The organism is Nocardioides jejuensis, assembly GCF_004337475.1.
GTDB classification, from domain to species: Bacteria; Actinomycetota; Actinomycetes; order Propionibacteriales; family Nocardioidaceae; genus Nocardioides; species Nocardioides jejuensis.
In genome coordinates, this window is sequence record NZ_SJZJ01000006.1 from 1 (window position 1) to 26,742 (window position 26,742).

Sequence of the window (26,742 nt, forward strand, 5' to 3'; positions counted from 1 at the left end):
TTGGTATTGGTGTTTGGTTCGGCTTGTGTAGGATAGGTGGGAGACTGTGAAGCATTAACGCCAGTTAGTGTGGAGTCAACGTTGAAATACCACTCTGGTCGTACTAGATGTCTAACCTAGGTCCATTATCTGGATCAGGGACAGTGCCTGATGGGTAGTTTAACTGGGGCGGTTGCCTCCTAAAATGTAACGGAGGCGCTCAAAGGTTCCCTCAGCCTGGTTGGCAATCAGGTTTCGAGTGTAAGTGCACAAGGGAGCTTGACTGTGAGAGTGACAGCTCGAGCAGGGACGAAAGTCGGAACTAGTGATCCGGCGCTGGCATGTGGAAGCGGCGTCGCTCAACGGATAAAAGGTACCCCGGGGATAACAGGCTGATCTTCCCCAAGAGTCCATATCGACGGGATGGTTTGGCACCTCGATGTCGGCTCGTCGCATCCTGGGGCTGGAGTAGGTCCCAAGGGTTGGGCTGTTCGCCCATTAAAGCGGCACGCGAGCTGGGTTTAGAACGTCGTGAGACAGTTCGGTCCCTATCCGCCGCGCGCGCAGGAAACTTGAGAAAGGCTGTCCCTAGTACGAGAGGACCGGGATGGACGAACCTCTGGTGTGCCAGTTGTTCCGCCAGGAGCACGGCTGGTTGGCTACGTTCGGAAGTGATAACCGCTGAATGCATCTAAGCGGGAAGCACGTTTCAAGATGAGGTTTCCCACCGGGTTAACCGGGTAAGGCCCCCAGTAGATGACTGGGTTGATAGGCCGGAGGTGTACAGCAGTAATGCCCAGCCGACCGGTACTAATAGGCCGAGGGCTTGTCCCTCAAAGATGTTGCGCGTCCACTGTGTGGTTCCCGAGTTACGGTCGGGAACCAAGTCCAAAGCCCAGAAGCTTTGCGAGTTGGTGATCTAACTCCATAGAGTTTCGGCGGCCATAGCGTCAGGGAAACACCCGGCTCCATTCCGAACCCGGAAGTTAAGCCTGACAGCGCCGATGGTACTGCAACCGGGAGGTTGTGGGAGAGTAGGACGTCGCCGGACAAATTTTCCCCAAAGGGGCACCACATTGTGGTGCCCCTTTGGCCATTTGAGGGCCTCGTGATCCGTGCAAATGAACGACCGCCCGCCTCCGGTGAGGAGACGGGCGGTCGATGCATTTCGCGAGGTTGTTCAGTCCTGCCACTCGCCAGCAAGCCACTTCACGCCGACCTTGTTCTCGGCGCGTGCTGCCTTGGTGAGCAGGCCGGCGATGAGGTCCTCGATCTTTCCCCCGATGAGGGGAATGCCGACTTTGACCGTCAGGTCGACGGTCTGCACCACGTCGTCGCCCTGCTGGGCAAGGGTGATGGTCCCCTTCATGTCACCGGGCTTGCCGGCGATCGTGATCAGGACGTCGGCGCGGTCACCGCGCCAGGTCTCCTGCTGCACGATCGGGATCTCGTCGCCGACGAGCTTCTTTGCGAAGGACGGCACGCGGTCGGTGCCATGTACGTATTCGAACGTCACGCTGTTGCCGTTGGCGGTCGGGGTGACGGCCAGGCTGCTGCGCAGTGCGTGCTGGTACGACGCCACCGCCGCCCGGAAAGCCGGATCAACCGCCAGCGCCGCGACTGCGTCGACGGTCGTGCCCGGGTAGGTCAGGTTCTCGTGGATGCTCTTCGCCATGGCGCGACCCTAGCGGGCTATGTTGATGGATGTGCCTCTCTCCCGTGACAGCACACCTGATCCCGTGCTGCAGGCCTACTTCCGCCACATCGCGCCGGAAGACCTTGCAGACCGCGTTCCTGACGACCTTGCCGGTGCCCTGGCCAGCCATCGCAAGCTGGCGGCTCAGCGGCTGCCTGGCAGCTCGGCGGTACGTGTGCACACACCTCGCGCTGCGGTCCAGGGCTGGGAGGCGCACGGCCACACTGTCCTCGAGGTGGTCACGGAGGACATGCCCTTCCTGGTCGACTCGGTGCTGATGGCGCTGGGTCGTGCCGGGCACGACGTTCACCTGGTGGTGCACCCCCGCTTCGATGTCACGCGTTCGGCTGACGGGACGTTGCTGTCCGTGGTGCCCGCGGACGAGCGGGTCCCGGCCGCGGAGGGCTGGATTCGCGAGTCGTGGATGCATGTGGAGGTCGATCGGCTCCCCGAGGGGCGCGAGGTGGCGGCGGCGTTCGAGGCGGACGTGAGTGCTGTGCTCGCTGATGTCCGGAGCGCTGTGCGCGACTGGGCCGCGATGCGGTCGACCGTGCTCGCGGTGGCGGACGAGCTCGAGGCTCGCCCGCCGCTCCTGCCGGAGGAGGAGGTCTCGCAGGGCACGGGCCTGCTTCGCTGGCTTGCGGACGACCACTTCACGTTCCTGGGTTACCGCGAGTACGACCTGCTCGACGATGACGCGCTGCAGCCCGTCGAGGGTTCGGGCCTCGGCATCCTCCGGGGGCGCAGCGGCGCCGGTGCCGCGGCGTCGTTCGCCAGGCTGCCTCCCCATGTGCGGGCACATGCGCGCGAGCAGACGCTGCTGGTCCTCGCCAAGGCCAACTCGCGGGCGACGGTGCACCGGTCGGCGTACCTCGACTACGTGGGGGTGAAGCGGTTCGACGACGACGGTGTGGTCACGGGTGAGCGGCGGTTCCTCGGGCTGTGGTCCTCGGCGGCGTACACCGAGTCGCTGCGGCGCATCCCGCTGCTGTCGGAGAAGGCGGACGCTGTGCTGGCCGCGGCGGGGCTCGACCCGCTCAGCCACGCGGGCAAGGCGCTCCTCGAGATCCTCGAGGACTACCCGCGTGACGAGCTGTTGACGGTGCCGGTCGATGAGCTCGCGAAGGTGGGTGAGGCGGTCCTGCAGGCGCGGGAACGCCGTCGGTTGCGACTCTTCGTCCGGCCGGACACCTATCGGCGCTACCTGACCTGCCTGGTCTACGTGCCGCGCGACCGGTACAGCACCTCGGTGCGTGAGCGGTTCGCTGCGATCCTTCGGGACCGGCTGGGTGCTGCGACGGTCGAGTACTCCGCGCGCGTGGGGGAGTCCCCGCTCGCCCAGGTCCACTTCGTCGTCCGGCCGGAGAACGCCGACGCCGTGCCCGAGGTCGACGTGCCCGCGCTGGAGCGGGAGCTGGTCGAAGCGGCACGGTCGTGGTCCGACGACTTCGTCGGCGCGGTGACGGTCGAGTTCGGCGAGGCCGATGCGGCGCGGTTGGTGCGGGCCTACCGGGGCGCCTTCCCGCCGGCGTACGTCGAGGAGTTCTCGCCGCGCGCGGCGGCCGTCGACGTACGCCGGATCGAGGCCATCGGCGGCGACGCCGGGGTAGATGTCGCGATCTCGGAACGGGTGGATGCGGCGCCCGACGAGGTGAGGCTCTCGATCTACCGGGTGGGCGAGCCTCTCACGCTGACGGCTGCGCTCCCGATGTTGGCGTCGCTGGGCGTCGAGGTGGTCGACGAGCGACCGCACGAGCTCGAGGGCCTGGCGCGTCCGACGTGGATCTACGAGTTCGGGCTACGCGCGCCATCGCCGGTGCATGATGCCGACCTGGCCCCGCTCGAGGAGCTGCTCCGGGCCATCCTCGCGGGGGAGTGCGAGGTCGATGGCTTCAACGCCCTGGTGATCGGCGCATGTCTGCGCTGGCGGCAGGTTGCCGTGCTGCGCGCCTATGCCCGCTACCTCAAGCAGACCGGCACGCCGTTCAGCCTGGAGTCGATCGAGGAGGCACTCCGCGAGAACGTCACGCTGACCCGGCTGCTGGTCGACCTCTTCGAGGCGCGCTTTGACCCGGACACCGATCCTGAGGCGCGCGCCGCAGCCGAGGAGCGACTGCGCGACCAGATCAGCGCGGGCCTCGATGATGTGGTCCGGCTCGACCATGACCGGATCCTCCGGTCCTACCTCGCCCTGATCGTGGCGACGCTGCGGACCAATCACTTCATGGTCGACGGTGAAGCACGTCCGCGGGCCTGTCTGGCGCTGAAGCTCGATCCCTCCGGCGTGCCGGACCTGCCGGCTCCGCGGCCGCAGTTCGAGATCTTCGTGCACTCACCGCGGGTCGAAGGCGTGCACCTGAGGTTTGGGGCGGTGGCGCGGGGTGGCCTGCGCTGGTCCGACCGGCGCGACGACTTCCGCACCGAGGTGCTGGGCCTGGTGAAGGCGCAGATGGTGAAGAACACCGTCATCGTCCCGGTAGGGGCCAAGGGTGGCTTCTACGCGAAGCGGCTGCCCGACGTCACCGATCGTGAGGCGTGGCTGGCCGAAGGCATCGCCTGCTACCGGACGTTCATCGCTGGCCTGCTCGACCTCACCGACAACATGGTGGCCGGCGAGATCGTGCCGCCGCCGCGCGTCGTACGGCACGACGGTGATGACGCCTACCTCGTGGTGGCAGCCGACAAGGGGACGGCGACGTTCTCCGACATCGCCAACGAGGTGGCGGCGGGCTACGGCTTCTGGCTCGGTGACGCCTTCGCCTCGGGCGGCTCCGCCGGCTACGACCACAAGGCCATGGGGATCACCGCGCGCGGCGCGTGGGTCTCGGTGCAGCGACACTTCCGCGAGATGGGCATCGACTGCCAGGCCGAGGAGTTCACCTGCGTGGGCATCGGGGACATGTCGGGGGACGTCTTCGGCAACGGGCTGCTCAGCACCCGTACGGCGCGGCTGGTCGCGGCCTTCGACCACCGCGACATCTTCCTCGACCCGCAGCCCGACGCCGCCGCGGCGTACGACGAGAGGGAGCGTCTCTTCGCATTGCCGCGGTCGTCGTGGCAGGACTACGACCGCTCCCTGATCTCCGCTGGCGGTGGGGTCTGGTCGCGCCAGGCCAAGCAGGTGCCGATCTCGCCGGAGGTGGCCGAGGTGCTGGGTCTCGATCCAGCGGTCGGATTCCTCGCACCCAACGAGCTGCTCCGGGCGATCCTCGCGGCGCCTGTCGACCTGCTGTGGAACGGCGGCATCGGGACCTACGTCAAGGGGTCGAGCGAGACGCACGCCGAGGTCGGTGACAAGGCCAACGACGCCATCCGGGTCGACGGCGCCGACCTCCGGGTGCGCTGTGTCGGCGAGGGCGGCAACCTCGGCCTCACCCAGCGCGGCCGGATCGAGTACGCCGCGGCGGGAGGCCGCCTCAACACGGACTTCATCGACAACTCCGCTGGCGTGGACACCTCCGACCGCGAGGTGAACCTCAAGATCCTGCTCGACGCGGCTGTCGACGACGGCGACCTGACCGGCAAGCAGCGCAATGCCCTCCTCGCGTCCATGACCGACGAGGTCGCCGCACTCGTGCTGCGCGACAACTCCGAGCAGAACCTGGCGCTCGCGAATGCGCTCGCCAGCGCGCCCGCGATGCTGCATGTCCACGAGGCATGGCTGGAGTCGCTGGAGCGGCGCCGTGCCGTGGACCGCGAGCTCGAAGGCCTGCCGTCGTCGGCGGAGGTCCGTCGTCGACTCGACCAGGGTGAGGGGCTGACAGCGCCGGAGCTCGCGGTCATGCTCTCGTGGACGAAGATCGTGCTCGCGGGGGAGTTGCTCGACTCCGAGCTGCCGGAGGATCCCTTCCTCCGCAGCGATCTCTACGCCTACTTCCCATCGCAGGTCCGGCAGGCGTACCGCCAGCGGATCCTCCGGCACCCGCTGCGGCGCGAGATCATCGTGACCCAGGTGGTCAACGACCTGGTCAACGGCGCGGGCATCACCTTCTGGCACCGGCTCTCGGAGGAGACGTCGGCCAGTGCGTCCGACCTGGCCCGTGCCAACTTCGTGGCGCGCGAGATCTTCGGCTCCCTCGCCCTGCGCGAGCGCATCCGCGAGGACGACAACCATCTCGATGCGACCGTCCAGACGACGATGCGCATCGAGATGCGCACGCTCGTCGAGCGCGCGTCGCGATGGCTCGTGACCAATCGCCGCTCGCCCCTGGCCAGCGAGGAGATCGTCGACTACTTCGGCGAGGCGGTGCAGCGGCTGATGGAGGACCTGCCCGCGATCCTCGGGGGTCGTGAGCGCGAGGCGTTCGAGGCGCGTCGGGACGATCTGCTCGCCCACGGGGTCGAGGAGGCGCTGGCGACGAGAGTGGCGGTGCTCCAGCCGGCGTACGTGCTGCTCGGCGTGGTGGAGACGGCCGAGCGGGAGCGGATCGATCCGCTCGAGGTGGCCCGGGTGCACTTCGCGCTGGGGGAGCGGCTCGGTCTCTCCTCCGTCGTACGCCGGGTGCTGGCGCTGCCGCGTCGCGACCGCTGGGAGGCACTGGCTCGCGCTGCCGTACGCGATGACCTGCACTCCGTGCATGCGGCGCTGACCGAGCAGGTGCTGCACTCCACCTCACCCGACGATCCGGCTCCTCTCCGTGTGGCGATCTGGGAGGAACGGGACGCCGGCCGCGTGCAGCGGGCTGCGCGGACGCTCGAGGAGATCTGCGCCGACGACGCCGCCGACCTGGCGAGGGTCGCGGTGGGGCTGCGTGTGGTGCGAGGCCTTGTCACGTGAACTGACCGATCGGTCAGGTTAGGATGGACGCATGCTGCTTTTCCAGGGTCCCCGCGCCGCAGCCACGCGCGTCGTACGCCGGGTGGCCGGCCTGCCCAGCCCGCTCGCTGGTCGCACGGTGCTGATCACTGGCGCGTCGTCCGGCATCGGGCGGGCGACGGCGCTGGCCGTCGCTGACAAGGGTGCTCGGGTGCTGCTCGTGGCCCGTCGTGCTGCGGAGCTCGAGGCCGTCCGCGAGGAGATCGAGGACGCGGGCGGTGTCGCGGAGGTCTTCCCCTGTGACCTGACCGACGGCGATGCGATCGACAAGCTGGTCAAGGACGTCCTGGCCGGTCACGGGGCGGTCGACTACCTGGTCAACAACGCGGGTCGGTCGATCCGGCGGTCGCTGGACCTGAGCTATGACCGCTTCCACGACATCGAGCGCACGATGGCGATCAACTACATGGGGCCGGTGCGGCTGACCATGGGGCTGCTGCCGGCGATGCGGGCGCAGAAGTTCGGCCACGTCGTCAACATCGTCACCTGGGGCATCCAGATCAAGGCGCCCAAGTTCGCGCCGTACATCGCGTCGAAGGCAGCGCTCGACACGTTCTCGCGGATCGCCGGTCGCGAGGCCTTCTTCGACAACGTGACCTTCACGAACATGCGGTTCTCGCTGGTCAGCACCCCGATGGTCGCGCCGACCGAGGCGTACAGCGGGCACGGCGAGACGCCGGAGCACGCCGCCGACCGCGTCGTGCGTGCACTGGAGGACCGGCCGCTGACGGTCAACACCCGCGTGGCCGACCTGGTCGAGGTCGCCAACGTCGTCGCGCCCCGGGCGACGGACTTCGCGATGGCGCTGGCGCACCGCGTGTTCAAGGACTCCGCCGCGGCGCGCGGCAAGAAGTCCTAACCCTCGGCGATGACCGGCAGCGGCTTCGGTCCGAGCCGGAGCTTGCCCTGTGCGATCGCGACGCCGAGCAGGATGACCGCGCCGCCGACCGGCTGGTACCAGTGCGGCTCCTCGCCGAGCACGACCATGCCCACGACGATCGCGAAAAGCGGACTCAGGTAGGTCACGTACGACGCGGTGGAGCCGCCGACCCAGCGGATGTTGCGCGCGTGGATGGCCAGGGCGACGCCGGTGCCGATGGCGCCGAGCGCCAGCACCGATCCGAGCACCTCGGGGGAGAGGTCCCACGGGGCAGGCGGTGCGCCGGCGACCAGCGGAGCGACGACGGCCAGCGCGGCGGTCGCCCACAGCAGCTGACCGGCACTCACCGCGAGATCGGAGTCGACGCGGGGCGCGACGTACCGCTGCTGGTAGGGGATGGCGATGCCGTAGCAGGAGGCCGCCGCGAAGCAGAGCATCTGGCCGGTGAAGCCGCTGCCGCGCAGCCCCTGCCAGGCGCCGAGGACGACGAGCGTGCCGCTGAAGCCGAGGGCGAGGCCGACGACCTTCGCCAGCGAGAAGCGTTCGGTGCGGAAGAGGAGGACGGCAGCGGGCAGCGTGACGAGCGGAGTCGTGCCGTTCCAGATGCCGGCGAGCAGGCTGGGGATCCGCTGCTCGCCGAACCCGAAGAGCGTGAACGCGAACGCGATCAGCAGGCCGGGTACCGCGAGGTGGAGCCAGGTGACCAGGTCCCGCGGCAGGCGGTGGCCGGCGAACGCCATCAGCACGAGCACGGCGACGGCACCCGACGAGACGCGGCCGAGCGTCACGTACGCAGGGTGGAGCTCGCGGACGCCGACGCTGATGAAGAGGAAGCTGCAGCCCCAGATCGCGGCGAGGCCGACCAGCCAGGGGAGCCAGACGCGGAGGGGAGGCTGCTCGGGGGTCACCTGGTCAGCATGGCGGTGGCTTGCTGACGCGTCACCTGATTTTGCGGGCGCCTCGAGGATCGTGGCCGGACCGTGACCGGACCGGTCAGCCGGCCTTCTCGCCGCGCGCCTGCTTCGCGGCCTCGACCGACTGCTGCAGCGCCGCGAGCAGGTCGACGACCTCGCCGGCGGACTTCGTGGAGGTCTCGGTGCGCTGCACCTCGCCGCCCTCGATCTTGGCCTTGACGAGGGCCTCGACTGCCTCGGCGTAGTCGTCCTCGAGCTCGCTCGGGTCGAAGTCGCCGGCCAGGGTCTCGACGAGCATGCGTGCCATCGTCACCTCGGCCTCCTTGACCTCGCCGACCTCGACGGAGAAGTCCGGAGTGCGGATCTCGTCGGGCCACATGAGCGTCTGCAGCACGATCACGTCGCCAGCCTCGGTCTCGCGGACGCGGAGAACGGCGGGGGCCGTGCGCTGGCGCAGGGCGACCGTGACGACCGCGACGCGGTCGGACTCCTGCAGGGCCTGGCGCAGAAGCGCGTAGGGCTTGGCGCCGGTCGCCTCGGGCTCGAGGTAGTAGCTCTTCTCGAACATCAGCGGGTCGATCTGCTCGCTGGGCACGAACTTCTCGACGGCGATCTCGCGGCTGGCCGTCACCGGCAGCTCACGGAGGTCGTCATCGCTGAGGATGACCATCTCGCCGTCCTCGGTCTCGTAGCCCTTGGCGATGTCGGCGTAGGGAACCTCCTCGCCGTCGAGCGAGCAGATCCGCTGGTAGCGGATCCGGCCGCCGTCCTTGGCGTGCACCTGGCGGAAGGACACGTCGTGGCTCTCGGTCGCGGAGTAGAGCTTCACCGGGACGCTGACGAGGCCGAACGAGACGGCCCCCTTCCAGATCGCGCGCATGTCTTCACGGTATCCGAGAAGATGGTCGGCATGCTGTTCGTGCCGCCGATGCTCGCCACCAAGGGCGACCGTGTGCCCGTGGGACCCGACTGGGTCCACGAGGTGAAGTGGGACGGCATCCGCGTGATCGTCCACGTCGGGCCCGACGGGGTGCAGGCGTGGTCGCGCAACGGCAACGCCCGCGACGTCCCGCAGCTGGCCGGACTCGCGAGGCTCGGCCGCACCATGGTGCTCGACGGGGAGCTCGCCGCCACCGACGAGGCCGGTCGGCCCACCTTCGGTGCGCTGCAGCGCGGCGGATCTCCACGGCTCTACATCTTCGACCTGCTCGAGCTCGACGGTCGCGACCTGACCCCGCTGCCGTGGGAGGACCGGCGCGCGGAGCTCGACTCCCTCCACCTCGGCGACGACGCCTGGCTGGTCCCCCCGACGTACGACGACGGGGAGATGTTGCTCGAAGCGACGCGGCAGCAGGGGCTCGAGGGGATCGTCTCCAAGCTGCGTTCGGCGCCGTACCGGTCGGGGGTGCGCAGTCGCGACTGGCTGAAGTTCCCGCACCGGCCGCGGCGGTCCGTGGTCATCGGCGGATGGCGCGGCGAGAAGGGGAGTGACGCGCGGCTGGGCGCGTTGCTCGTCGGCGAGCCGACGCCGGAGGGCCTGGTCTTCCGGGGCCGTGTGGGCAGTGGCCTCGCCGGTCGCGCGGGCATCGCCCTGCTGCCGCTGCTGGCCGGCATCGGCCGCGACGAGAGTCCTTTCGTCACGCCGATGGCGAAGGTGGACGCCTTGGGCACGCACTGGGTCGATCCCGTGGTCATCGTCGACATCGAGTCGCTGGGCGTGACGGGCGACGGGCGGCTGCGCCAGCCGTCGTACCAGGGAGTGCGCCACGACCTGACGGTCGCTGACCTGGAGACGCAGTCGTGAGCCCGGCCGGCACGGAGGTCGTCACCGAGGTCGACGGACACCGCCTCACGCTCAGCAATCTCGCGAAGGTGCTCTACCCGGCGACCGGCACGACGAAGGGGGAGATCCTCGACTACTACGTCCGGATCGCTCCGGTGCTGCTGCCGCACATCGCCGACCGCGCCGTGACCCGGATCAGGTGGCCGCACGGCGTCGCGAAGCAGAGCTTCTTCGAGAAGAACGCTCCTGCCGGAGCGCCGTCGTGGCTGAAGACGGTGTCGGTGCCCACCACCGGTTCGCGGTCGGCGTCGGGGGAGTCGGGCGAGCTGCGCTTCCCCGTCGTAGACGGCCTTGCGGCACTCGTCTACCTCGTCAACCTGGCCTCGCTTGAGCTGCACGTGCACCAGTGGAAGGTCTCCCTGGAGGGGGTGCCGTCCAACCCCGACCGGCTGGTCGTGGATCTTGACCCCGGCGACGGGGCCGGCCTGATGCAGTGCTGCGAGGTCGCCCTGCTGGCCCGGTCGCTGCTCGCCTCGCGGGACCTGGAGGCGAAGCCGGTGACGAGCGGTTCGAAGGGCCTGCACCTCTACGTCCCGCTGGACGGGTCACTCTCCGCGGACGAGTCGACGGCGCTGGCCAAGGACCTTGCCGAGGAGCTCCAGGCAGCGCACCCGACGCTTGTCACCGCGACGATGACCAAGGCGCGGCGTGCGGGGAAGGTCTTCTTCGACTGGTCGCAGAACTCGGGCTCGAAGACCACGGTCGCGCCGTACTCCCTGCGGGGGAAGGAGCGGCCCACGGTGGCGACGCCGCTCACCTGGGCGGAGGTCGAGGAGGGTGCGAACGACGAGCTGGGCCTCGACCAGTTCACGTACGCCGAGGTGCTGGCGCGCGTCGCCGACTTGGGTGACCTCTTCGCCTGAAGTGTCCTGAGTGCGCCGCGCGGGTCTGGCCGGGGGTGAGACGGAGCCCTATCGCTGGTCTAGACCAGTGTGTAAGGGTTTCCAATGAAATCTGCTCTCACTCGGGCTAGGAGAACTCGTGGATATTCAGGAATTCAACGACCGCTATGACGTGGTCGGCACGCTGGGGAAGGTCGGTATCGCGCTCGCGATCCTGATCATCACGTGGATCGTCGCGAAGGTCGTCGCGCGGATCTTCGCCAAGCTCGTCACGAAGGTGCCGGCGCTGCAGAAGGCAGGTGCGGACGGCCAGAGCCTCGGCAACTCGCTGGGCTCGATCGCCTCCCTGCTGGTCTGGCTCTTCGGCCTGATGGCGATCCTGCAGCTGTTCGGCCTGACCCAGGTGCTGGCGCCGGTCCAGAACATGCTCAACGGCGTCTTCGCCTTCCTGCCGAACATCATCGGCGCGGGCCTGGTCTTCGTCGTCGGCGCGATCCTTGCGAAGATCGTGCGCCAGCTGGTCGAGACCGCGCTCGGTGCGGTGCCGTTCGACAAGTGGCTCGGTAGTGGCAGCCGCAAGCTTGAGACGGTGGCGGGAGTCGCCGACACTCCCGGGTACGCCGCTCCGGCGCCGGCCGCGGGTGGCCTGTCGGCCCGCTCGATCATCTCGATGCTGGGCCTGGTCATCTACTCGATGATCATGCTGGTCGTCGCCATCTCGGCCCTGCAGATCCTGGACATCCAGGCGATCTCGGAGCCGGCGACGCAGATGCTGCAGAAGATCATGGACGCGATCCCGAACGTCATCGCGGGTGCCGTGCTGCTCGGCATCGGTGTGCTGATTGCCGGCTTCGTGACGTCGCTGCTGTCCGAGCTGCTCGGCGGCCTCGGCATCGACCGCGGCCTGCAGTCGATGGAGGTCCTCCCGGCCGGCAAGAGCGCCGTCCCGGCGATCACGAAGATCGTCCAGGTCGCGATCGTGCTGGTCTTCGCTGTTGCGGCGACGCGCCTGCTCGGCTTCCCGGAGATCACGAGCTTCCTCCAGGAGATCCTGGCGCTCGGCGGCAAGGTCGCCTTCGGCGGCGCGATCATCGCGGCCGGCTTCGTGGTGTCCTCTGTGCTCGCGAAGCTCGTCGGTGGGGGTGCGGCAAACATCGTGCGCATCGCGACGCTGGTGCTCTTCGGAGCGATGGGCCTGAAGTACATGGGCCTGGCCGACTCGATCATCAACCTGGCCTTCGGCTCGCTGGTCGTCGGTGGCGCTGCTGCCGCGGCGCTGGCCTTCGGTCTGGGCGGTCGCGAGGCTGCTGCGCGCCAGCTGGCAAAGCTGCAGAACCAGGGCGGTCCGCAGATCTGACCTTCTGCATGTGTGGCGCCCCCGGGTCCTCCCGGGGGCGTCGTGCATTTCCACAGGTGCGTGGACGGCGTGGTGGACAACGGCACTTTCCAAGGCGTAGAACCCCAGAGGAGAACCTCTACTCGGGATGGGGATCGACGATGGTGGCGTATGCCGCGACCCACGACGCCGATGCGTCGACAGCAACGGATCCGGGCGCGCATCGCGCGCTCGTCGAGCAGATCGACCAGCGGGTGCGCGAGCGCGTGCGCGCCGAAGGGGTCGACCCGCAGCACGAGCCCACCGCCGTACGCCGACTGGCCGAGGAGGCCGTCCGTCTGCACGACGAGCGCAGCCTGACCGGTCAGGTCCTGCGGGTGGTCGACCCGTCGCGCGTCATCACCGAGGTGGTTGCCCGGGTGGCGGGCTTCGGTGCGCTGCAGCCCTACCTCGAGGACGACGAGGTCGAGGAGATCTGGATCAACAAGCCGTCCGAGGTCTTCGTGAGCCGCCGTGGCCGCCACGAGCTGACCTCCACCGTGCTCACGCGCGCCGAGGTCAACGAGCTCATCGAGCGGATGCTGAAGAGCAGCGGCCGCCGCATCGACATGAGCCAGCCGTTCGTCGACGCCATGCTCCCGGACGGCAACCGTCTCCACGTCGTGCTGGAGGGGATCTCGCGTGGGTTCAGTGCGGTCAACATCCGCAAGCACGCGCTGCGCGCCACGCGGCTGGCAGACCTGGTCGAGCTGGGCAGCCTCACACCGCGGGCTGCGACATTCCTGGAAGCCAGCGTGCGCGCCGGCCTCAACATCCTGGTGGCGGGAGCGACGCAGTCGGGGAAGACGACGTTCCTCAACTGCCTCGCGGCGTCGATCCCCGGCACCGACCGGATCGTGTCTGCCGAGGAGGTATTCGAGCTTCGTTTTCCGCACCCGGACTGGGTCGCGTTGCAGACCCGGCAGACGGGGCTCGAGGGCACGGGCGAGATCACTCTGCGCGACCTCGTGAAGGAATCCCTGCGTATGCGGCCGAGCCGGATTATCGTCGGTGAAGTCCGTGCCGAGGAGAGCCTCGACATGTTGCTGGCGCTCAACTCCGGCTTGCCCGGCATGTGCACCGTGCACGCCAACTCGGCGCGTGATGCGCTCGTCAAGCTCTCCGCGCTCCCGTTGCTCGCGGGTCCCAACGTGCACTCAGGGTTCGTGACGCCTGCCGTCGCCAGCAGCATCGACATCGTGGTGCACCTCGGCATCGACCACTCCGGCGTACGTCGGGTGCAGGAGGTCGTCGCCGTGTCGGGCCGGATCGAGCAGGGCGTGATCGAGACGGAGCCGATGTTCGTCCGCGACGACGTCGAGCTGCGCCATGCCGGCGGCATGCCGCCGCACCTCGAGCGCTTCGCCCGCGTCGGCATCGACGTGCACGCCGTGCTGGCGGGGCACTGACATGGGTGCTCTCGTCGGTCTGGGGGTTGGTCTCGGTCTCCTCCTGGTGTGGTCGTCGTTCCAGGTGCCGAGCGTGCGGTCGGCGCGGCGGCCGTCCGGGCTCAGCCAGCTGCTCGCGCGGGCGGGGGTCGAAGGCGTGTCCGTCCGGACGATCGTGATGGCCAGCGGCGGATGCGGCGTCACGGCCGGTCTCGCCCTGCTGGCCGTCGCGAAGGCCTGGCCGATCGCCCTCGTGTTCGCCCTCATCGGTGGCTATCTGCCGTACGCCGCGCTGCAGGGGCGGGCGCGTCGGCGACAACGCGACTTCGCCGAGGTGTGGCCGGAGGCAGTCGACAACCTGGCCAGCGCCGTGCGGGCGGGCATGTCGCTCCCGGAGGCGCTCAGCGCGCTCGGGACCCGCGGCCCGACGGCGTTGCGGCCGGCGTTCGCTGCGTTCGCGCTCGACTACCAGGTGAGCGGCCGGTTCCCGGATGCGCTCGACCGTCTGAAGGATCGCCTGGCCGATCCCGTCGGTGACCGCGTTGTCGAGGCGCTGCGGGTTGCCCGTGAGGTCGGAGGAGGTGATCTCGGACGCCTGCTGCGCAACCTCTCCTCCTTCCTACGGCAGGACGCACGGACCAGGTCGGAGCTCGAGTCGCGTCAGGCCTGGACCGTGTCGGGCGCGCGCCTGGCGGTCGCGGCCCCGTGGATCGTGCTGCTGATGCTGTCCTTCCAGCCGGATGTCATCGCGCGCTATTCGTCGGCCGGCGGAGCGCTCGTCGTCTTTGGTGGTGCCGCGTGCTGCTTCGTCGCCTACCGGTTGATGGTGCGCATCGGCCGGCTCCCGACCGAGCGTCGGGTCCTGGCATGACCGGCGCCTGGGAGGGTGCGCTGTTCGGTGCCGTGGCGGGGCTCGGCCTCGTGCTGGTGGCAGTCCGCGTCCGCGCCCTGCGCCGCGTCGACCTGCGGATCCGGGTGCTGCCGTACCTGCGCGACGTACGCCGGCCAGCCGCACGCCAGGCGGGCGGCGGCCGAGGCATCCTCGGGGCGATGCTCGCGGCAACTGGCAGCCGGCTCGAGGCTGTCCTGGGTGGCGCGGCCACCGTGCGTCGTCGCCTCGAGCGGGCCGGCATCCAGGGCACGGCGGCCGACTTCCGGGTGGAGCAGGTCGTGTGGGGCCTGCTCGGCTTCGGTGCCGTCGCGGCGTACGGGCTGCTCGACTCTGCGCGGGGTGCGACCGCAGGGAGTGTGGTCCAGCTGCTCGTGCTGTGTGTGCTGGGTTTCGCGGCGGGAGTCGTCCTGCGGGATCAGCGGCTCACCGCGCAGGTGCGCCGCCGCGAGCGCGCGGTGCTTCTCGAGTTCCCGACGGTCGCCGAGCTGCTGGCTCTGGCGGTGGCGGCGGGAGAGGGGCCGGTGGCCGCCCTGGGTCGGGTGGTCGCGCGCACGTCCGGCCCGCTCGCAGACGACCTCGGTGCTGTGCTGGCTGTGGTCCGGACGGGCACGCCGGTGAGCGAGGCCTTCGACGGCCTCGCCGCACGCACCGGCGTACCGCTTGTCGCGCGGTTCGCCGAAGGGATCGCGGTCGCGGTGGAGCGGGGCACGCCGCTCGCGGACATCCTGCATGCGCAGGCCGCCGACGTGCGTGAGGCAGGTCGGCGCGAGCTGATCGAGTCCGCGGCACGGCGCGAGGTCCTGATGATGGTTCCGGTGGTCTTCCTCGTGCTGCCGGTGACCGTGGTTTTCGCTTTCTGGCCCGGCGCTGTCGGGCTGACGTTGATGACGCCCTGACAGGGCGCAAGGGAAGGATCTCGGGTGAAGCAACTGACGACGTGGGCGTGGTGCCTGACGCTGGCATGGACGACGACGGGCCGCGACGAGCGGCGCGACGAGCGCGGAGACGTCCCGGGATGGGTGCTGGTCACGATCATGACGGCCGGCCTGGTGACGATGCTCTGGCGATTCGCGGGGCCGCAGCTGCAGCAGATGCTGAGCAATGCGCTGGCACAGGTCAGCGGCTGAGGACGGCGCCGCGGTCGTCGACTTCGTGCTCGTGACCGTGGTGCTCCTGCCGCTGGTCCTGGGCATCCTTCAGCTGGCGCTCGTGCTGCACGTCCGCAACACGTTGACCGCGGCCGCGTCGGACGGGGCCCGGCTGGCCGCGACCGCGGATCGAGGTCCGGCCGACGGAGTGCGCCGCACCCGTGACCAGATCGCGGGTGCGCTCTCGGCACGGTTCGCACGCGAGGTGACCGCGCGTCCATCGATCGTCGACGGCCAGCCCGGCGTCGAGATCCGGGTGGTGGCCGTGGTGCCGCCGTTGGGGCTGTGGGGTCCGGCGACGCGGCTCGAGCTGACCGGCCACGCCATCGAGGAGCCGTCGTGAGGCGGCGCGATGCGCGGCGGCATGACGAGCAGGGGAGCGCCCTCGTCGAGTTCGTGTGGCTGGCGATGCTCCTGCTGGTGCCGCTCGTCTATCTGCTGCTCGCGGTCTTCGACGTCCAGCGGGCCTCGTTCGGGGCGGCGGTCGCCTCGCGTGCTGCGGGTCGCGCCTACGCACTGGCCGCGACGGACGACGAGGGTCTGCGGCGGGCACGCGAAGCGGCCACGGTTGCGCTCGATGACCAGGGCGTGACCCAGCCCGTCGACCTGCGGGTCACCTGCGAGCCGGCGCCACCGTGCCACCGTCGCGGTGCCACGATCGTCGTCCACCTCTCCTCGCGGGTGGTCCTGCCGTTGGTGCCGGCTGCCCTCGGTGGCGGTGCGCCGAGCTTCGCGGTCAGGGCTGAGCACCGGGTGCCGATCGGTCGCTACCGGGACGTGGGCCCGTGAGTGCCCGGCACGGGGAGGAGGCGGGGCAGGTCACGGTCCTGATCATCGGCTTCGCGCTCGTGCTGCTGCTCGCGATCGGGGTGACGGTCGATGCGTCCGCGGCGTACCTCCAGCGTGAGTCGCTTGCGACGCTGGCCGACGGAGCGGCGCTCGCCGCCGCCGACCAGGTCCAGGGCTCCCCGGCGTACGACGGAGGGCTTGGCGCGCTCGCCCCCGTCGATGTCCGCACGGCTCGTGCGAGCGTGGCCGAGCACCTGCGCGCGACGGATGCCCAGCGCGACCACCCCGGCCTGGTGGCCGAGGTGAGCGTCGTCGACGACCGTGTCCTTGTCCGGCTGCGGGCGCCGCTCGATCTCCCGCTGACCGTGCAGGGCCTCACCGCGACGACCGTCAGCGCCACCGGGTCTGCCTCGGTGGTGCTCGACAGCGAGTGACATCGCTCACGAAGCACCCCGAAGCATGTCGCGGGAGGCCCCGGCGACCCCACAATGGGCACAGCCCCCGCAGAGGACCCGAGACCCCTGCGGGGGCCTTCCATTTCCGGGCCCTGCGCCGCGGTCAGTGGATGCGTCGCGGTGCCGTAACCTTGACGACCGTGGCAACCACGGACTTCGACAGCGAGATCAGGCAGCTCAAGGCGACGATGCACACCATCGAGCAAGTGCTTGATGTGGACGGCATGCGCAGGGAGATCGCCGAGCTCGAGGAGCAGGCTGGTTCGCCCGACCTCTGGGACAACCAGGAGAACGCCCAGCGCGTGACCGGGCGGCTGTCCCAGCTCAACGGCGAGCTCGAGCGCTTCACCAGCCTCGTCGACCGGATCGACGACCTCGCCGTCCTGGTCGAGATGGGCCAGGAGGAGAACGACGCCGACACGCTCGCCGAGGCAGACGCCGACCTCGAGCGGATCAAGAAGTCGGCCGAGGCCCTCGAGGTCCGCACCCTCCTCAACGGTGAGTACGACGCCCGCGAGGCGATCGTCTCCGTCCGCGCCGGCGCCGGTGGCGTCGACGCCGCCGACTTCGCCGAGCAGCTCATGCGCATGTACACGCGCTGGGCCGAGCGCAACAAGTACCCCGTCGAGGTCTTCGACGTCTCCTACGCGGAAGAGGCTGGCATCAAGTCCGCCGAGTTCGCGATCCACGCCCCCTACGGCTACGGCACCCTCTCGGTCGAGGCCGGCACGCACCGCCTCGTGCGCATCTCGCCGTTCGACAACCAGGGCCGCCGCCAGACGTCGTTCGCGGCTGTCGAGGTCGTGCCCGTCCTCGAGCAGACCGACAACATCGAGGTCGACGAGAACGACCTGCGCGTCGACGTCTTCCGCTCCGGTGGCCCGGGTGGTCAGTCGGTCAACACGACCGACTCGGCGGTCCGCCTGACGCACCTCCCGACCGGCATCGTGGTGTCCTGCCAGAACGAGAAGTCGCAGCTGCAGAACAAGGCCTCCGCGATGGTCGTCCTCAAGGCGAAGCTCCTCGCGCGGAAGAAGGCCGAGGAAGCCGCGCTCAAGAAGGACCTCAAGGGTGACGTCGCCGCGTCGTGGGGCGACCAGATGCGCAACTACGTCCTCAACCCGTACCAGCTGGTCAAGGACCTCCGCACCGGCCACGAGTCGGGCAACCCGTCCGCCGTCCTCGACGGCGACATCGACGACTTCATCGAGGCCGGCATCCGCTGGCGTCGTGGTGGCGTCGAGCAGGGCTGACCGCTTGCACAGGCTCCGCGTCGGTGACGTGACCCTTGCGTACGACGTGCGCGGGGACGGTCCGCCGATGGTGCTCCTGCACGGCGTGGGGGAGCGCGCCTCCAACTGGGACACGGTGCGTGATGCGCTCGCGGCCCGGTTCACGACGTACGCCGTCGACCTGCGCGGCCACGGCGACAGCGACTGGCCCGGTGCCTACGGCCATGCCCTGATCGAGGCCGACGTCTGCTCGCTGCTGGATGCCCTGGGCCTGAGCGACGTCGTCCTCGTCGGGCACTCGCTGGGCGGGAGCATCGGCTTCCGGATCGCCGCCCATCGGCCGGATCTCGTTGCACGCCTCGTCGTCGAGGACGTGATCCCGCCGTGGCCGCGCAAGCGCCGGATCCCTGCACGCCCGGCCCGCGAGCTCGACTATGACTGGGACGCCGTGCCGACGCTGATGGGGGAGGCCTCCACGCACGACGACGTCGCCTGGGACGAGCTCGCGCAGGTGGTGGCGCCGACGCTGGTCGTGAGCGGCGGTGCCGGCTCCCACCTGCCGGTGGTGAAGGTCGCCGAGGTCGTGGACCTGATCCCGGACTGCGTCATCGTCGAGATCAACGCGGGGCACCACATCCACCGCCGCAAGCCCGCGTTGTTCCTCGACGCCGTGCTCGGCTGGCTCGCGGCCCGCGGCTGACGCTCCCGCGCAGGTCCGCGCCTCAGGAGGACGAGGCGGTGGTGGCGACCCGGACGCACCAGATGCCGGCACGCGCCACGAGCTCGGCCTCGGAGGCCTCCTTCGTCGGGGCCGCGATGGAGCACGCCAGCCAGGCATCGCCGAAGAGCCCACGGTAGGTGACGGTCCGGATGGCGCCGCTGCTGCAGACGGTGCCGATCGCCGGCGAGCCGAACTTCGCTGCCGGCGTCGTGTGACAGCCCGGGGTCTTGCGCGCGCTCGTCACGAGCTGCGCCGCCCGGGCCGGGGTCACCGGCGGGACGAAGACCCAGCTGCGTGCGATCACATCGCTGTCGGCGAACACGCAGCCGTACTCGTGCGAGAGGTCCTCGGTGCCCGGCAGCCGCTCGCCGTTGCCGTAGTGCGCGGTGGTGACCTTGCTCGTCCCGACGGCGTCGGCGACGGCATCCTTCGGGATCCGCGTGCAGAACGAGACCCGCTGGACGTGCGCCACCGTGCCGTCGTACGACGCGAGGGGGGTGGGCTTGGGTGGCGTCGGTGCAGGGCTGGAGCCACCGCCGCACCCGGCGAGCAGCATCCCGGCGAACGCCGCTCCGGTGACGGCGGCGACAGTCCGCAAGGACCTCACGGAACGGGTACGGCGAGCCATGCTGCCCACCCTAGGTCCCGCCTGCCGGATGCGCCGTCACGGGTGGTGCTGCGACACGCAGGTCCGCGGTTCTGGTTGTCCCCTGACCTAAAGTCTGTGCAGTGATCCGCTTCGAAAAGGTCAGCAAGACGTACCCCGGCCAGGACCATGGTGCGCTCGACAAGGTGTCGGTCGACATCGAGAAGGGCGAGTTCGTCTTCCTCGTCGGCGCCTCCGGTTCCGGCAAGTCGACGTTCCTGCGGCTGATCCTGCGTGAGCACAGCGCCACCGAGGGTCGCGTCCACGTGGCCGGCAAGGACCTCAACCGGCTGGCCGGCTGGAAGGTCCCGCGGCTGCGCCGCCAGATCGGCACGGTCTTCCAGGACTTCCGCCTCCTGCAGAACAAGACGGTCGCGGAGAACGTCGCGTTCGCGCTGCAGGTGATCGGCAAGTCGCGCGCGGACGTCGACCGCCTCGTGCCCGAGACCCTCGAGCTGGTCGGCCTCAGCGACAAGGCCGACCGCATGCCTGACGAGCTCTCCGGTGGCGAGCAGCAGCGTGTCGCGATCGCGCGCGCCTTCGTCAACCGCCCGATGATCCTGATCGCGGACGAGCCCACCGGAAACCTCGACCCGGCGACGTCGCTCGGCATCATGAAGCTGCTCGACCGGATCAACCGCACCGGCACGACCGTGATCATGGCGACCCACGACGCCGGCATCGTCGACCAGATGCGCAAGCGCGTCGTCGAGCTCGCCGGCGGCAAGGTCGTCCGTGACGAGGCCCGCGGCGCCTACGGCTACGAGAACTGAGAGCCCTTCCCATGCAGATGACCTATGTCTTCACCGAGCTCAAGCAGGGCCTGCGGCGCAACGTCTCGATGCACCTCGCCGTCGTCCTGACCCTCTTCGTGTCGCTGACCCTCGTCGGCCTCGGCACCCTGCTCAAGCTGCAGGCCGACCACGCCGAGGAGCACTTCGGCAAGATCAACCAGGTCGTGGTGTGGCTGTGCAACGACGCCTCCAAGGCAAGCACCTGCACCGGTGGGGTCACCCCGGCGCAGAAGGCCGCGATCCTCAAGGTCGTCCAGGACAACCCGGAGGCCAAGGGCTCGCACGTCGAGTCGCAGGAGGTCGCCTTCGAGAAGACCAAGCGCCTCTTCGGCCAGCAGTACCAGACCAAGCTCCCCGCGGACTTCGGCCCCGACGACCTGCGTGAGTCGATCTGGATCGACCTCAAGGACCGCCACAAGGCCGACGGCATCATGAGCGCCGTCGAGGGCCTCGACGGCGTCGACAGCATCCGCGACTCCCGCGGCCTCGTCGGGCCGATCTTCAAGATCCTCGACCGCATGCAGATCGGCTCGCTGCTCACCGCGGGCGTGCTGCTGATGGCCGCGCTGCTCCTCGTCGCGAACACGATCCGGCTGACGGCATACGCCCGACGGCGCGAGATCGGCATCATGCGCCTGGTCGGTGCCGGCACGCTCTACATCATGTTGCCGTTCCTCCTGGAGGCGCTGATCACCGCGGTCGCGGGTGTGGCGCTGGCGGCGGCTGCGCTGTCGGCGTTCGAGTACTTCGCGATCATCCGGGGCGTCAGCGACCTGCGCCTGATGCCGTGGGTCGACTGGACCGACGCGCTCCTTGCCATCGAGGCGGCCGCGATCCTCGGGCCAATCCTCACCGTTGTCCCGACACTCCTGTTGACGCGCAAATACCTCAAGGTCTGACCCGCGTCACCTACCGTCGAAACTGTTCTCTTCCCCGAACAAAGGTTTCACCCGTGGCTGGCCACTTCCCCAACGCCAACCGTCCGAACGCCAACCGTCGTCGCCTGGGCGCGCTCGCGCTCCTGTCCGTGGCTGCGATGGCCCTGTCGACCCCGCTCGCGTCCGCCGAGGACGGCCTGAAGGACAAGCAGAAGCAGGTCCACCACCAGGTCTCGCAGGCCCAGTCCGACCTCGAGGACTCGAGCGCGACAGCTGCCCGGGCAACCGCGGCGCTGCAGCGGGCCGAGGCCTCCCTGCACACCGTGAAGGTCCGGCTGCAGGCGACGCAGGCCGCCCTGCACGAGGCCCGCGTGCGCGACCAGAAGATGCAGGCCGCGCTCGACGAGGCCGTCCACAACCTTGCCGTCGCGCAGCAGGACCTCGCCGAGGGGCAGCAGAAGGTCGCCGACCAGAAGGACGAGATCGCCGCGTTCGTGACCTCCGTCTACGAGCAGGGCGACCCGCGACTGCTCGGCTTCGCCGCCGTGGCCGGAGCCGGGGACCCCAGCGACATGACGCGGGCGATCGCGTTCAACGAGTCCTATGGCGACCGGGAAGACGCCGTCCTCTCCGCCCTGGAGAACGCCGAGCGCGAGCTCGCCTCGCGCGAGGCACAGGTCGAGACCCGCAAGGGTGAGGTCGCCGCCAGCCGTGCAGCCGCCGCCGCGAACCTCGACGAGAAGGCCGCGCTCGAGAAGAAGGCTGCGACCGAGACCGCGCAGGTGCAGTCGTTCGTCGACAAGCGCGCCGCGATCCAGCATCAGGCCGCTCGGGCTCGTGCTGCCGACCGTGCTGCTCTCGCCCGCCTGAAGGCGAAGGAAGACCACATCTCGGCGCTGCTCAAGAAGCGTGCCGCGGCCGAGATCCGCAAGAACGGCGGCAACTACGCCGATGGTCCGGGCTACCTCTCCGCGCCGGCGAGCGGCCCGATCACCTCGCCGTTCGGCTGGCGGATCCACCCGATCTGGCACACCCGCAGCTTCCACAACGGCATCGACTTCGGCGTCGGCTGCGGCCAGCCGCTGCGTGCTCCGGCCGACGGCGTCGTCGTGGCCCGTGGCGGCGGCGACTCGGACCCGTCGGGCAACTACATGTTCATCGACCTCGGCGTCCACGGCGGAGTCGGCCTGTCGACGAGCTACAGCCACGCGTCGAGCTACATCGTCGGGGTGGGCCAGCACGTGAAGCGCGGCCAGACCATCGGCTACGTCGGCGATACCGGCTGGGCGACCGGCTGCCACCTGCACTGGACGGTCAAGGAGAACGGCGTCGACGTCGACCCGATGAAGTGGCTCTGACCCGGGTCGTTTCGAAAACCGCTCGCCTGTCCTGAGAGAATGACCGAATGGCCAGGGAACAGGGCACCAAGCCCATCGCGCAGAACAAGAAGGCGCGGCACGACTACCACATCGACGAGACGTGGGAAGCGGGCATGGTGCTGATGGGGACCGAGGTGAAGTCCCTGCGCCAGGGGCGCGCGTCCCTCGTCGACGGCTTCGCCGAGGTCGACAACGGCGAGGTCTACCTGCTCCACGTCCACATCCCGGAGTACCTCAACGGCACGTGGACCAACCACGCGGCCCGGCGGCGTCGCAAGCTGCTGCTCAACCGCGCGGAGATCACCCGGATCGAGCGCAAGCTCGGCGACAAGGGCTACACGCTCGTCCCGCTCTCCCTGTACTTCAAGGACGGCCGCGCCAAGGTCGAGATCGCTCTCGCCCGCGGCAAGAAGGCGTACGACAAGCGCCACACGCTGGCCGAGAAGCAGGCCGACCGTGAGAAGGAGCAGGCCGTCCAGCGTCGGCTCAAGGGCTACAAGGACTGATCCTGTTCGCTGCTCCGGGTCCGTGGCACGATCGCGACATGGACTCGTTGCTGGACACGCGCGGCGCCTCGATCCTCGGTGCCGGATCGATCGGAGCCGGGGCACTGGGGGCGTTGGCGGTCGGTGCCCTGGCCGTGGGTGCGGTTGCCGTCGGAGCGGTCGCCATCGGTCGTCTGGCTGTGGGGGAAGGCCGGATCAAGCGCCTGATCATCGACGAGCTCGAGGTCGGCTCGCTGCGGGTCCGGTCGCTCGAGATGCTCGGCGAGGAATAACCGGTCGAGGCTGCCCGGTTGCGCGGACTAGACTGTCCACGCAGTTTGAAAAATCAAGAGGGGCTGATCGGTTTCGACTTGGGACGTTAGTTCCAGGGGAAGCGGGTCGAGAAGCCAGCGTTATCTCGTTAACGATCGCTGGAAACCAATAGTTGCCAACTCTAACCGCAACGACTTCGCTCTCGCTGCCTGAGCAGTGATCGAAGGGTCAGACCGGGCACCCGTCCTCGTCCCGGATCCTGGCCTCATTCAGAGGACTTGCTGATCAACTTCCGTGGGGAGGGTTGATCGGGACTTAATCCCGACTGAGCCCGTCGGCGCACGTGTCCGTGCAAGCGCCGGGGCCGAGAAAAACGCATACCGCGGACTACGCCCGTAGAAGACCTGGATCGACGCTCGAGGACCGGGGTTCGATTCCCCGCAGCTCCACGCAGTGACAGCCCTCTTGGCATGACGGCCGGCCCCTCGGGGCCGGCCGTTGCTGTTCCCCTACGGTGAAGCCATGTCCGACCAGTCCTCGCCGCTGCTCGATGCTCGCGACCCCGCGACGTGCCTCGGTGAGGACGCCGTCGTCGAGTCGACCCATCCGGCGGTCGTCGCGCTCGCGGCTGAGCTGCGGTCCGGCGCGGCGGGCGACGAAGCCTTCGCGCGGGCAGCGTTCGAGTGGGTCCGCGACCACGTCAGCCACTCGTACGACGTCAGCGACCCGCGCGTCACGCTGACCGCGTCGGAGGTGCTCGAGCACCGGGTCGGCCTCTGCTACGCGAAGTCGCACCTGCTCGCTGCGGTCCTGCGGGCCGGCGGGGTGCCCACCGCGCTCTGCTACCAGCGGCTCAGCCACGGCGACGGCCACGTCCTGCACGGGCTCGTCGCCGTTCACCTGGACGGCCGGTGGCACCGGCAGGACCCGCGCGGCAACAAGGACGGCGTCGACGCGCAGTTCTCGCTCGGGGCGGAGCGGCTCGCCTCTTCCGTCGACGCTGCGGCGGGGGAGATCGACTACCCGACCCTGCACATCTCGCCGGCCGGCGCCGTCGTCGAAGCGCTGCAGGCCACCGATGACATCCTCGCCGTCTACGACGTCGGCCTCCCGACGGGTCTCTGACGCGGCTACGGTCGGGGCATGGACTGCGTCTTCTGCTCGATCGTCGCGGGGGAGACCCCGGCGGAGGTCGTGCTCGAGACCGACGTGCTGCTCGCCTTCCTCGACCGGCGCCCCGTCTTCAAGGGGCATGTCCTGCTGGTGCCGAAGGCCCACCACGTGACGCTGCCCGACCTGCCGGCCGAGCTCCGCGACCCGTTCCTCGCGGCGGCGCAGCGGCTCGCCACGGCAATGGTCGACGGACTCGGCGCCCAGGGCTCGTTCGTTGCGATGAACAACACCGTCTCCCAGTCGGTGCCGCACCTGCACTGTCACGTCGTCCCGCGCACGAAGGGTGACGGCCTGCGCGGGTTCTTCTGGCCCCGACGCCCGTACGCCGAGGGCGAGGCCGCGGCGTACGCGGAGAGGCTCCGCTCAGTGCTCTGACCCGCACTAAGGTGGCCAGCGGTGCCCGACCACCACGGCGGGCTGACGGACTTGGAGGAATCATGGGTCGTTACGACGGACGCGTCGTGCTGGTCACGGGTGCCGCGCGCGGGCTGGGCTTCGCGATGGCGCAGCGCTTCTCGGACGAGGGAGCTGCGGTCGCGATCGTGGACCTCAACGAGGAGGACGCCGCGGCAGCCGCGGCCAAGCTGCCGAAGGCGATCGGCATCGGCTGCGACGTCGCGGACCGTGCCGCCGTCGAGGCCGCGGTCGACCGCACGGTGGCCGAGCTGGGTGGCCTGCACGTGCTGGTCAACAACGCCGGCATCACGCGCGACAACCTGCTCTTCAAGATGACCGACCTCGACTGGGACCTGGTCATGAACGTCCACCTCAAGGGTGCGTTCCTGATGGCCCAGACCGCGCAGAAGGTCTTCACCGCGCAGCGCTACGGAAAGATCCTCAACCTCTCCTCGATCAGCGCCTACGGCAACCGCGGACAGGCCAACTACTCGGCGGCCAAGGCCGGCGTCCAGGGCTTCACCAAGACCCTGGGCAAGGAGCTCGGCAAGTTCGGCATCAACGTCAACGCCATCGCTCCCGGCTTCATCGTCACCGAGATGACCGAGGCCACCGCCCGTCGCCTGGGCATGGAGCCGGAGGAGTTCTTCAAGCTCAACGCCGACCACAACCCGGTCGGTCGGGTGGGCCAGCCGGAGGACATCGCGGCAGCTGCGGCGTTCCTCTGCAGCGACGAGGCGTCGTACATCACAGGCCAGACGCTCAACGTCTGCGGTGGCGCCGCGATCCACTGAGAGGCCCGAAAAGCGCTTCTGACCTGCAGTTATGCAACCCGGTCCGACGTCGTCGGGCCGGGTTGCGTGCGTCACGCGAGGTGGATCACATACCAAAGTAGGGGTCTCAAGTGGCCTTTCGGCTGCCCGGTCCGTACGGTCGTGGACCAACAACCGAATACCTGCGCTCCGGCAATCGCCGAGTCCTGCCCGGCCGGATGCGCTCCCCGATCTCTACAAGATCTGGGCAGGAGTGGGGGACCCACAGGTTCCACGCGGTCTCCGGATCGCTCGGGGTGAAGCCACCTAGGTGGCGGAGCACTTTCCAGCTCTAACCCGACAGCTCACCTCACAGGCGTGGGAAAGGAACACACTCATGCCTGCGATCTCTCGCATGCGCAGCTTTGTCATGCTGCCGTTCGTCCTGCTCGTCCTCTGCTTCGGCCTGGTCGTCACCAACGTCTCGACCGCCCCGAAGGCCGACGCCGCGGTCACGCGCTCGGCCAAGATCCTCAACGGTCTGACCGTCGCCAAGCACCAGCAGGGTGACCCCTACAGCTACGGCTCGGCCGGCCCCGGCCGCTTCGACTGCTCGGGCCTCGTCTACTACTCGATGCGCAAGGCCGGCGTCTCCGTGCCGCGCTCGTCGGGCGCCCAGGCCGGTGCCACGCGCCGCATCAGCAAGTCGAACATGAAGCCCGGCGACCTGATGTTCTTCAGCGACGGCGGCCACGTCTACCACGTGGCGATCTTCGTCGGCTGGAAGAACGGCCACCGCCTGATGATCGACGCCCCCAAGTCGGGCGACCATGTGCGCATCCGTACGCCGTGGACCTCGGGCTGGTTCGCCGGCACCCTTCGCTGACGTATCGTCGCGATCTCCCTGTATCTCGGGGTCTGAGGGCGCGCCTCCGCCGTCGTGCGGAGGCGCGCCCTCAGACTTTGAGGAGTTCTGCACCCACCGATCGGAGAAGA

27 protein-coding genes, 2 rRNA genes, 1 other RNA gene and 1 riboswitch are annotated in these 26,742 nt (G+C 69.2%); of the genes, 26 read left to right on the forward strand and 4 right to left on the reverse strand.

Annotation, left to right across the window (positions count from 1 at the left end; translation table 11 throughout):
- Together EPD65_RS05070 and rrf are read left to right on the forward strand one after the other, a co-directional pair.
- A 23S ribosomal RNA gene (locus EPD65_RS05070) occupies positions 1 to 813 on the forward strand; the annotation flags it as partial.
- A gap of 100 nt (positions 814 to 913) precedes the next feature.
- A 5S ribosomal RNA gene (gene rrf / locus EPD65_RS05075) occupies positions 914 to 1,030 on the forward strand.
- A 129-nt stretch (positions 1,031 to 1,159) separates the two neighbouring features.
- Here rrf and EPD65_RS05080 read toward each other — a convergent pair.
- On the reverse strand, positions 1,160 to 1,654 hold the full coding sequence (locus tag EPD65_RS05080) for a DUF2505 domain-containing protein (protein WP_131582090.1): 495 nt from the start codon (positions 1,652 to 1,654) through the stop codon (positions 1,160 to 1,162).
- Positions 1,655 to 1,685: 31 nt separating this feature from the next.
- On the opposite strand from EPD65_RS05080, the gene EPD65_RS05085 reads away from it, so the two are divergent.
- A complete protein-coding gene (locus tag EPD65_RS05085) occupies positions 1,686 to 6,452 on the forward strand; it encodes an NAD-glutamate dehydrogenase (RefSeq protein ID WP_243640450.1) in 4,767 nt (1,588 codons plus the stop codon).
- 31 nt (positions 6,453 to 6,483) lie between these two features.
- On the forward strand, positions 6,484 to 7,350 hold the full coding sequence (locus EPD65_RS05090; protein WP_131582092.1) for an SDR family NAD(P)-dependent oxidoreductase: 867 nt from the start codon (positions 6,484 to 6,486) through the stop codon (positions 7,348 to 7,350).
- Here the strand turns inward: EPD65_RS05090 and EPD65_RS05095 are convergent.
- Both EPD65_RS05095 and ku read right to left on the reverse strand, forming a co-directional pair.
- Entirely contained in the window at positions 7,347 to 8,279 is a 933-nt protein-coding gene (locus tag EPD65_RS05095) for a DMT family transporter (protein ID WP_207891417.1), read from the reverse strand. The genes EPD65_RS05090 and EPD65_RS05095 overlap by 4 nt on opposite strands.
- An 85-nt stretch (positions 8,280 to 8,364) precedes the next feature.
- Entirely contained in the window at positions 8,365 to 9,165 is an 801-nt protein-coding gene (ku, locus tag EPD65_RS05100) for a non-homologous end joining protein Ku (RefSeq protein WP_131582094.1), read from the reverse strand.
- A gap of 30 nt (positions 9,166 to 9,195) precedes the next feature.
- On the opposite strand from ku, the gene EPD65_RS05105 reads away from it, so the two are divergent.
- The 12 genes from EPD65_RS05105 to EPD65_RS05160 all read left to right on the forward strand — a co-directional run bounded on the left by EPD65_RS05105 (position 9,196) and on the right by EPD65_RS05160 (position 18,949).
- Entirely contained in the window at positions 9,196 to 10,089 is an 894-nt protein-coding gene (locus EPD65_RS05105; RefSeq protein WP_243640452.1) for an ATP-dependent DNA ligase, read from the forward strand.
- The gene (ligD, locus tag EPD65_RS05110) at positions 10,086 to 10,991 is read left to right on the forward strand and encodes a non-homologous end-joining DNA ligase (protein WP_131582095.1); all 906 of its coding nucleotides are present in this window, start codon (positions 10,086 to 10,088) and stop codon (positions 10,989 to 10,991) included. The genes EPD65_RS05105 and ligD overlap by 4 nt, the downstream gene beginning before the upstream one ends.
- 118 nt (positions 10,992 to 11,109) lie before the next feature.
- The gene (locus tag EPD65_RS05115; RefSeq protein ID WP_243640453.1) at positions 11,110 to 12,327 is read left to right on the forward strand and encodes a mechanosensitive ion channel; all 1,218 of its coding nucleotides are present in this window, start codon (positions 11,110 to 11,112) and stop codon (positions 12,325 to 12,327) included.
- A gap of 140 nt (positions 12,328 to 12,467) precedes the next feature.
- Positions 12,468 to 13,754 (forward strand): TadA family conjugal transfer-associated ATPase, encoded by a 1,287-nt coding sequence (locus tag EPD65_RS05120; RefSeq protein WP_131582096.1) that lies wholly within the window; start codon positions 12,468 to 12,470, stop codon positions 13,752 to 13,754.
- A 1-nt stretch (position 13,755) separates the two neighbouring features.
- On the forward strand, positions 13,756 to 14,604 hold the full coding sequence (locus EPD65_RS05125) for a type II secretion system F family protein (protein WP_131582097.1): 849 nt from the start codon (positions 13,756 to 13,758) through the stop codon (positions 14,602 to 14,604).
- On the forward strand, positions 14,601 to 15,521 hold the full coding sequence (locus tag EPD65_RS05130) for a type II secretion system F family protein (protein WP_131582098.1): 921 nt from the start codon (positions 14,601 to 14,603) through the stop codon (positions 15,519 to 15,521). Before EPD65_RS05125 ends, EPD65_RS05130 begins: the two co-directional genes overlap by 4 nt.
- Before the next feature lie 24 nt (positions 15,522 to 15,545).
- Entirely contained in the window at positions 15,546 to 15,752 is a 207-nt protein-coding gene (locus EPD65_RS05135; RefSeq protein WP_131582099.1) for a hypothetical protein, read from the forward strand.
- Entirely contained in the window at positions 15,727 to 16,116 is a 390-nt protein-coding gene (locus tag EPD65_RS05140) for a TadE/TadG family type IV pilus assembly protein (protein ID WP_131582100.1), read from the forward strand. Before EPD65_RS05135 ends, EPD65_RS05140 begins: the two co-directional genes overlap by 26 nt.
- A complete protein-coding gene (locus EPD65_RS05145; RefSeq protein ID WP_131582101.1) occupies positions 16,113 to 16,562 on the forward strand; it encodes a hypothetical protein in 450 nt (149 codons plus the stop codon). The genes EPD65_RS05140 and EPD65_RS05145 overlap by 4 nt, the downstream gene beginning before the upstream one ends.
- Positions 16,559 to 16,996, forward strand: coding sequence for a pilus assembly protein TadG-related protein (locus EPD65_RS05150; protein WP_131582102.1), 438 nt, complete (start codon positions 16,559 to 16,561; stop codon positions 16,994 to 16,996). Before EPD65_RS05145 ends, EPD65_RS05150 begins: the two co-directional genes overlap by 4 nt.
- 161 nt (positions 16,997 to 17,157) lie before the next feature.
- On the forward strand, positions 17,158 to 18,270 hold the full coding sequence (gene prfB, locus EPD65_RS05155; protein WP_131582103.1) for a peptide chain release factor 2: 1,113 nt from the start codon (positions 17,158 to 17,160) through the stop codon (positions 18,268 to 18,270).
- 4 nt (positions 18,271 to 18,274) lie between these two features.
- Positions 18,275 to 18,949: an alpha/beta fold hydrolase gene (locus EPD65_RS05160; RefSeq protein WP_131582104.1), complete on the forward strand. Its 675-nt coding sequence runs from the start codon at positions 18,275 to 18,277 to the stop codon at positions 18,947 to 18,949.
- A 22-nt stretch (positions 18,950 to 18,971) separates the two neighbouring features.
- Here the strand turns inward: EPD65_RS05160 and EPD65_RS05165 are convergent, their stop codons facing one another.
- Positions 18,972 to 19,598, reverse strand: a complete 627-nt coding sequence (locus EPD65_RS05165; protein WP_131582105.1) for a hypothetical protein — start codon at positions 19,596 to 19,598, stop codon at positions 18,972 to 18,974.
- A 101-nt stretch (positions 19,599 to 19,699) separates the two neighbouring features.
- On the opposite strand from EPD65_RS05165, the gene ftsE reads away from it, so the two are divergent.
- The 10 genes from ftsE (at position 19,700) to EPD65_RS05215 (ending at position 26,632) form a co-directional block, all read left to right on the forward strand.
- Complete coding sequence (ftsE, locus tag EPD65_RS05170) at positions 19,700 to 20,389, forward strand: cell division ATP-binding protein FtsE (RefSeq protein WP_131582106.1); 690 nt, start codon at positions 19,700 to 19,702, stop codon at positions 20,387 to 20,389.
- 11 nt (positions 20,390 to 20,400) lie between these two features.
- Entirely contained in the window at positions 20,401 to 21,309 is a 909-nt protein-coding gene (gene ftsX / locus EPD65_RS05175) for a permease-like cell division protein FtsX (protein WP_131582107.1), read from the forward strand.
- Between the two features lie 53 nt (positions 21,310 to 21,362).
- Positions 21,363 to 22,646, forward strand: a complete 1,284-nt coding sequence (locus EPD65_RS05180; RefSeq protein WP_131582108.1) for a peptidoglycan DD-metalloendopeptidase family protein — start codon at positions 21,363 to 21,365, stop codon at positions 22,644 to 22,646.
- 47 nt (positions 22,647 to 22,693) lie between these two features.
- On the forward strand, positions 22,694 to 23,173 hold the full coding sequence (smpB, locus tag EPD65_RS05185; RefSeq protein WP_131582109.1) for an SsrA-binding protein SmpB: 480 nt from the start codon (positions 22,694 to 22,696) through the stop codon (positions 23,171 to 23,173).
- 38 nt (positions 23,174 to 23,211) lie between these two features.
- On the forward strand, positions 23,212 to 23,445 hold the full coding sequence (locus EPD65_RS05190; RefSeq protein ID WP_131582110.1) for a hypothetical protein: 234 nt from the start codon (positions 23,212 to 23,214) through the stop codon (positions 23,443 to 23,445).
- A 59-nt stretch (positions 23,446 to 23,504) separates the two neighbouring features.
- Positions 23,505 to 23,877: a transfer-messenger RNA gene (ssrA, locus tag EPD65_RS05195) on the forward strand.
- A gap of 70 nt (positions 23,878 to 23,947) precedes the next feature.
- Entirely contained in the window at positions 23,948 to 24,550 is a 603-nt protein-coding gene (locus EPD65_RS05200; protein ID WP_131582111.1) for a transglutaminase-like domain-containing protein, read from the forward strand.
- An 18-nt stretch (positions 24,551 to 24,568) separates the two neighbouring features.
- Positions 24,569 to 24,973 carry an HIT family protein gene (locus EPD65_RS05205; RefSeq protein ID WP_131582112.1) on the forward strand — a complete coding sequence of 135 codons (405 nt, stop codon included), beginning with the start codon at positions 24,569 to 24,571 and terminating at the stop codon, positions 24,971 to 24,973.
- A 62-nt stretch (positions 24,974 to 25,035) separates the two neighbouring features.
- Entirely contained in the window at positions 25,036 to 25,788 is a 753-nt protein-coding gene (locus tag EPD65_RS05210; protein ID WP_131582113.1) for an SDR family NAD(P)-dependent oxidoreductase, read from the forward strand.
- Positions 25,789 to 25,982: 194 nt separating this feature from the next.
- Positions 25,983 to 26,140: riboswitch (cyclic di-AMP (ydaO/yuaA leader) on the forward strand.
- Between the two features lie 3 nt (positions 26,141 to 26,143).
- Positions 26,144 to 26,632, forward strand: a complete 489-nt coding sequence (locus EPD65_RS05215; RefSeq protein WP_131582114.1) for a C40 family peptidase — start codon at positions 26,144 to 26,146, stop codon at positions 26,630 to 26,632.
- Positions 26,633 to 26,742 lie beyond the last annotated feature (110 nt).

Coding starts and splice junctions, on each gene's coding strand:
- EPD65_RS05125 (WP_131582097.1), top strand. CDS start 13,756: ATGGGTGCTCTCGTCGGTCTGGGGGTTGGTCTCGGTCTCCTCCTGGTG.
- EPD65_RS05190 (WP_131582110.1), top strand. CDS start 23,212: ATGGACTCGTTGCTGGACACGCGCGGCGCCTCGATCCTCGGTGCCGGA.
- EPD65_RS05105 (WP_243640452.1), top strand. CDS start 9,196: ATGCTGTTCGTGCCGCCGATGCTCGCCACCAAGGGCGACCGTGTGCCC.
- EPD65_RS05210 (WP_131582113.1), top strand. CDS start 25,036: ATGGGTCGTTACGACGGACGCGTCGTGCTGGTCACGGGTGCCGCGCGC.
- EPD65_RS05205 (WP_131582112.1), top strand. CDS start 24,569: ATGGACTGCGTCTTCTGCTCGATCGTCGCGGGGGAGACCCCGGCGGAG.
- EPD65_RS05080 (WP_131582090.1), bottom strand. CDS start 1,654: ATGGCGAAGAGCATCCACGAGAACCTGACCTACCCGGGCACGACCGTC.
- EPD65_RS05090 (WP_131582092.1), top strand. CDS start 6,484: ATGCTGCTTTTCCAGGGTCCCCGCGCCGCAGCCACGCGCGTCGTACGC.
- EPD65_RS05215 (WP_131582114.1), top strand. CDS start 26,144: ATGCCTGCGATCTCTCGCATGCGCAGCTTTGTCATGCTGCCGTTCGTC.
- ku (WP_131582094.1), bottom strand. CDS start 9,165: ATGCGCGCGATCTGGAAGGGGGCCGTCTCGTTCGGCCTCGTCAGCGTC.
- ftsX (WP_131582107.1), top strand. CDS start 20,401: ATGCAGATGACCTATGTCTTCACCGAGCTCAAGCAGGGCCTGCGGCGC.
- EPD65_RS05200 (WP_131582111.1), top strand. CDS start 23,948: ATGTCCGACCAGTCCTCGCCGCTGCTCGATGCTCGCGACCCCGCGACG.
- EPD65_RS05120 (WP_131582096.1), top strand. CDS start 12,468: ATGGTGGCGTATGCCGCGACCCACGACGCCGATGCGTCGACAGCAACG.
- smpB (WP_131582109.1), top strand. CDS start 22,694: ATGGCCAGGGAACAGGGCACCAAGCCCATCGCGCAGAACAAGAAGGCG.
- EPD65_RS05165 (WP_131582105.1), bottom strand. CDS start 19,598: ATGGCTCGCCGTACCCGTTCCGTGAGGTCCTTGCGGACTGTCGCCGCC.
- EPD65_RS05140 (WP_131582100.1), top strand. CDS start 15,727: ATGCGCTGGCACAGGTCAGCGGCTGAGGACGGCGCCGCGGTCGTCGAC.
- EPD65_RS05130 (WP_131582098.1), top strand. CDS start 14,601: ATGACCGGCGCCTGGGAGGGTGCGCTGTTCGGTGCCGTGGCGGGGCTC.